This window comes from Catenibacterium sp. (assembly GCF_052354645.1).
Classification (GTDB): Bacteria; Bacillota_I; Bacilli_A; order Erysipelotrichales; family Coprobacillaceae; genus Catenibacterium; species Catenibacterium mitsuoka_A.
In genome coordinates this window covers 1-4,141 of record NZ_DAWDDM010000182.1, presented here as the reverse complement: position 1 = coordinate 4,141, position 4,141 = coordinate 1, and the positions used below count along the sequence as shown (strand labels likewise).

Below are 4,141 nucleotides of genomic sequence, written 5' to 3'. Positions count from 1 at the left end.
ATTATATACTTAATACCTCTAGCAAAATTCTTACTACCAACTTGCTTATAAATAAATACGCTTATCCAAAAAGTAAAAATTATAATAAATGATTTTTTTGAACCTGAAGCCATAGCCATAATAAAAGAAACAAAAGCTCCTCCTAGAAAAATAAACTTATATGCTAAATTTTTTGTTTCTTTGTTAAAAATGGCATAATATATACCTAAACACATACTTATAGATGTATAAATACCTATTGTATTTGTATTGACAAATCCTGTTCCTATTCTAGTTATATTATTACTATTTGCTACTGCATTGGCACGTAATATATTCCAAAAATCTGATCCATACATTCCAAATACATATAAAGATAACGTTACACCTCCGATAAAAGTAGCAATCCAAAATTTATTGATTTCATCGGGACTTCTCAAATATTGACTGAAACAAAATAGAATTATAAGCATTGTGATAAAGTCATATAAAGTATTTTGAGCAAAACTTTTACTGTAAGCGGAATATGGCGCATATAAAATACTGATTGCTAATAAAATTCCAAATATTCCTAATATAATCATGTCGTATAAAGATGATACCTTAATATAACGATGTCTTATGATATACCAGAGACTTATTGTTAAAAAGATATACATTGACAAAGAGTTTAAAATTACTAGATTACCTGCACAGAAAGTTATGTTACAAATAACATAAATCATAGCAGCTATATTCCACAGATTTTGTTTTCGCTGTTTAACCATTTTTTCACTTCCAACTTTTTAACATTTTTAAATACTAAGACATAGTTTATATGCGTTTTTTCATATCATTTGAAAAAACTTTTACTAATTCATCACGTTTGTTTCTTCTATAATTTTCTTGATTGTAATTAAAACATGATTTCTCACTTTTTATAGAATATTCCTCTAACGTACAAATTTCTCTTATAGGTGTTCCTGCTACAACTGTTTCTGGTTTCACATCCTTTGTAACAATACTCCCCGCACCCACTACAGCGTTTGGTCCAATTTCTACACCTGGCATAATGATTGTACCTGTACCAATGAAACAATTATCGTGAATTATAATTTTCCCAAACTTTAATACATGATCAAATCTAGGTGCATATAATCGTTTAAAAATAGCAGTGCCACCATCATGATTTACAAAAGTCACATCACTTGAAACTGTTACATTATCACCTATTTCTATTAGAAAAGGTTCACTTCCAAAATTATGACTTCCTAAAAAACGTACATTTTTACCAACTTTCATTCCTTGTTTTTTTGCTGTACGAACTACTGATGTATTGTAAAATTTTCTAAATACTCTCTCTATCATTTTTAATCCTTCTTCACCTTTTTATATAATATGTATACAAAATTTATAATATAATATTTTTTTACATAGAATAACAATTCTTCAATCCTAGATAACCAATAAGGTTTCTTTTTTAATTCAGTAGCTTGATAAAAATCAATGAATGATGTGTTTCCTTCTTTTTTTAAATAGTTTTCTATTTCAAGATATCTTTCATTAGTTGCCGTGTTTGTGTGTAAGCATACTGTCGAAAATCTATTTGTCTTAATTAATTTTGATTCTTTACATGGCACAAATATCATTCCCAAATATTCATAAAGATGGTTAGTCAATCCATCTGTGATATATTTAAATCCGCATGCTTTTAATGCTTTAATTGTATTTTTGTCGTACGAATGAGAAGGTGCCATAAATACATCAACTTGAATTCCTTTGTTTTTAAGTAAACAACTCCCATATTTTATTTTTTTAAGTTGCTCCTCATAGGATAATCCTGCAAATTCACTTCTTTTATTATTTGATAGAAGACCATTTGAAGATGTAACATACTGATGAAAGCACCCATGCATTGCTATTGTCCAACCCTTTTTTTGAAGATCTTTTATTTTGTCCCAGAACAATGGATCTTCATCATCTATATTTAATAGATTATCTTTGCAGTCTGGAACTACACCAATGATTGGATGAACATTATATTTAATGAATAGATCTTTAAACTTATCAAATTTAGAATGATCCATCTTTGGGCATATATCATCAAACCTAATTAATATTTTCCTCATCGTTTTTTACCTTTACTATCAATATATTTAAAATATTGCAATAATATTTCATTTTCAGAATGCGAATATTTAGTCAGTGAAGCTTTTTCACCTAGACTTTTTGCATACTCTTTTGAGGACGCAATTTCAAACATCGCTTTCGCAAAACCAGTGGCATTACCAACTTCTGTTAGAATTCCAGAAACCTTATTTTCTATTAAATGTCTTGACCCTCCACATGGACAATCAGTAGAAACACATGGCATACCCATACTCATTGCTTCTAATAAGGAATTGGATATACCTTCATAATCAGATGATAATATATACATAGTAGCATCTCTCATCTTTTCATGAATTTTCAATTCTAATCCTTTAAAGGATACTTTTTTATTTAATCCTAGTTTATCTCTATACGATTCTAGGAATTCTCTCTCTGGTCCTTCTCCATAAATATGTAAACAATAAGAATCATCTTTATTACAGAATATAGAAAATGCATCTAACATCATCGTATAGTTTTTCTGTTTTGACAATCTGCCAGCTGCTATGATGACATGAGAATCATTATCCGCATTCCATAAAGGTAAATTTTTTTTAACTGGATTAGGAATTACCACAGAGTTCAATCTGATACTTTTTGAAAAATAATCTCTTGCTTCTTCTGTTTGAAAAATATATCCATCAGCAAATTTATATGTAATATCCCTTACTATTCTTCTACATTTACTAGGACAATCTTTAACAGGATCATTACGTTCACTTACAATAACAGGTGATGATAGGCCCAATCCTGCAACACAGCAATATATGTTACATGTAGTTAAAAATGAAACTATAACATCCGGATCAAATCTTTTAATGAGCTTTCTTAAATTTGATACTCTCTTAAAAGTCGCATATAGAGAACTGCAGTTATCTGCACCGACATATTCTATATGAACGTTTTTATCTATCTCGTATTCTACTTTTGGAGATGATACTAAAGCTAAGAAAACCTCATTTCCGTCTTTAACTGCTTGATTCACTAGTAGACTCATAACACGTTCAGCTCCATTAGCAGACATACTACTAATAACAAATAATAGTTTTTTCATTTTCCCCTCCCATACTTTGTATATAATTCTTCATATCTTCGTGCAACTTTATCAGCAGAATATTGCTTCGCAATATTTTTTGAATTTTTACTTTTTTCTTCTCTTATTTCGGTATTTGTTAATAATAAAATACTTTCTATTAAAGCTATTTCGTCATTTACATTAATTAAATATCCATTATCTTTAAATATATCTGGAATCCCACCAATTTTTGATGCTATAACTGGTAACCCAGCAGCTTCTGCTTCAAGCATACTTACTGGCAAACCTTCAGTAAGAGAAGGTAATACAAAGACATCACACATAGAAAACAGTTCAGGTACATTCTCCACATTTCCTAAAAATTGAACCACATTATCAATTCCTAATGATTTTGTTAATTTTTGTGCCTCTTCCATAAGTTTACCTTCACCTGCAAGTATCAAACGTATATGTGGATTATTTTTATAAGCTTTTGCAAAAGAATTAATCAAAAACATTTGATTTTTTACCCTATCAAATCTGGCTACATTTACAAAAACCACATTATCGTGATCTATTTTCTCAACTCTAGAAAACGAGACATAATCAACAGGATTAACAACCATTTCTACTTCTGTATCAGATAAACAATAAAGTTCTTCAGCTTCTTTCTTGATTTCATTTGAAATTGCAACTGGAACAATAACATGATGGTGATATAAAAAAGTGATTAGTTTTCTAACAATTGAATTGCTTTCCTGTCTATTTGGTCTGCTATGAATTGTATGAAGAATACAAATATTTTCTCTTATAGCTATTGGGAAAGTATATACCCAAGTTGACACGTGAGTATGTATTATTGAAGGTTTAATTTTTTTGACGATGGATGAAATTTGAAAAAGCATTTTAATTTGAAAACCAGGTTTCTTATTTAAAAATATAAGATTTATTCCATTTTCCAATAATCTTTTTTCAATAACAGAACCACAAGGTGCTGATAGACAAACGATATTTAAT

At 29.1% G+C, this 4,141-nt stretch carries 5 protein-coding genes; all 5 read right to left on the bottom strand.

What is annotated here, in order from left to right; all coding sequences use genetic code 11:
• On the bottom strand, nucleotides 1–563 hold a 563-nt coding region (locus tag ACT8VG_RS08165; RefSeq protein WP_444195596.1), incomplete at its 3' end, for a hypothetical protein.
• A gap of 229 nt (nucleotides 564–792) precedes the next feature.
• Nucleotides 793–1,326, bottom strand: a complete 534-nt coding sequence (locus tag ACT8VG_RS08160; protein WP_444195595.1) for an acyltransferase — start codon at nucleotides 1,324–1,326, stop codon at nucleotides 793–795.
• Between the two features lie 2 nt (nucleotides 1,327–1,328).
• The gene (locus ACT8VG_RS08155; RefSeq protein ID WP_444195594.1) at nucleotides 1,329–2,087 is read right to left on the bottom strand and encodes a DUF2334 domain-containing protein; all 759 of its coding nucleotides are present in this window, start codon (nucleotides 2,085–2,087) and stop codon (nucleotides 1,329–1,331) included.
• Nucleotides 2,084–3,163, bottom strand: a complete 1,080-nt coding sequence (locus tag ACT8VG_RS08150) for a glycosyltransferase family 4 protein (RefSeq protein WP_444195593.1) — start codon at nucleotides 3,161–3,163, stop codon at nucleotides 2,084–2,086. Before ACT8VG_RS08150 ends, ACT8VG_RS08155 begins: the two co-directional genes overlap by 4 nt.
• The coding region (locus tag ACT8VG_RS08145) for a glycosyltransferase (RefSeq protein ID WP_444195592.1) at nucleotides 3,160–4,141 on the bottom strand (982 nt) is incomplete at its 5' end. The genes ACT8VG_RS08145 and ACT8VG_RS08150, both read right to left, overlap by 4 nt.

Coding starts and splice junctions, on each gene's coding strand:
- ACT8VG_RS08160 (WP_444195595.1), bottom strand. CDS start 1,326: ATGATAGAGAGAGTATTTAGAAAATTTTACAATACATCAGTAGTTCGT.
- ACT8VG_RS08155 (WP_444195594.1), bottom strand. CDS start 2,087: ATGAGGAAAATATTAATTAGGTTTGATGATATATGCCCAAAGATGGAT.
- ACT8VG_RS08150 (WP_444195593.1), bottom strand. CDS start 3,163: ATGAAAAAACTATTATTTGTTATTAGTAGTATGTCTGCTAATGGAGCT.